General features: G+C 51.7%; 1 protein-coding gene. It reads left to right on the forward strand.

Annotated features, from left to right (window positions below; genetic code table 11):
- Window positions 1–1,293 (forward strand): AMP-binding protein (locus Phpb_RS26605; protein ID WP_240492421.1); only part of this gene is annotated, 1,293 nt, incomplete at both ends.

Consider the following 1,293-nt stretch of genomic DNA (forward strand, 5'->3'; position numbering starts at 1 on the left):
AGAAAACCCGCCAGACAGCCGTCTGCCGTTCAGACCGGTGACACGGGATGAACCGTTATACAGCCCCGCTAAGTTTGACCTGAGCCTGTTTTTATCCGACGGGCAAACCGATATTACCGGGTGTCTGAATTACGCCGTCAGCCTGTTTGCCGAGGTCACCATCATGAGACTGGCGGAGATTTATCAGCGGGTGCTGGCAGCCTTCGTGGCAGACCAGACACAATCACTGGCCGGGCTGGATATCCTGTCTGCTCAGGAGCGCCATACCCTGCTGCACCGCTGGAATCAGACCGATGCGCCTTACCCGCAGGATAAAACCCTGCAACAACTGTTTGAAGCCCAGGTGGAAAGGACACCGGATAACGTGGCGCTAGTGTTTGAAGGCGAATCCCTGACCTACCGCCAGCTTAACGAACAGGCAAACCGGCTGGCGTATGTGATCCGTGAACGCTGTCAGCCACACCATCATGTCCCCATGCAAGCGGATACCCCCATCGCCCTCTACCTTGACCGCAGTCTGGAAATGGTCATCAGTATTTTGGCGGTACTGAAAGCCGGGGGCGCTTATGTACCCATTTCGCCAGAATACCCGCCAGAACGAGTCCAGTTTATCCTGGCTGACACGGCAGCTTCCTGCATATTGACCCAACAGCGACACTTGATAACGTTGACGGCATACAGTCAGGCACTCGTGAAACAGCCGATACTGATAGCAACGGATGACCCGACAATCACCACAGGCCAGCCCGTGGACAATCCGGCATCGGTAAACCAATCCTCCGATTTGGCCTATATCATCTATACCTCAGGCACCACTAGCCAGCCGAAAGGCGTCATGATTGAGCACAAAAATGTGACTCATCTGGTGGCGGCACAGGCAGAAATCTTTGATGCCACAGAGAGAGAAAAAGCCTTAATGTTTGCCGCTTATGTTTTTGACGCCTCGGTTTTCGAGTTATTCCTCAGCCTGTTTCATGGTCATACAATTTACCTTTGTAGCGAAACAGAACGTAATGTCCCCGCCGCAATTGAAAAACTGATTCAGCGGGAAAACATTGAAATAGCCACCTTACCCCCTGCCATACTGAAATTATTAACGGGCGCTCAGTTGCCTTCCCTACAATTATTAGTGACCGCCGGCGAATCACCTTCTTCCGATTTTCTTGAATATTTCAGTCAACACAACGGCATACTGAATGCTTACGGCCCGACAGAAGCGACCGTTTGTGCGACAGGGAAGCTGTATCAACGGGGGGATATTGCAACAAACATTGGTAAAGCGATTAATAATGT

The sequence above is a fragment of the Photorhabdus namnaonensis genome, from assembly GCF_001684335.1.
GTDB lineage: Bacteria > Pseudomonadota > Gammaproteobacteria > Enterobacterales > Enterobacteriaceae > Photorhabdus > Photorhabdus namnaonensis.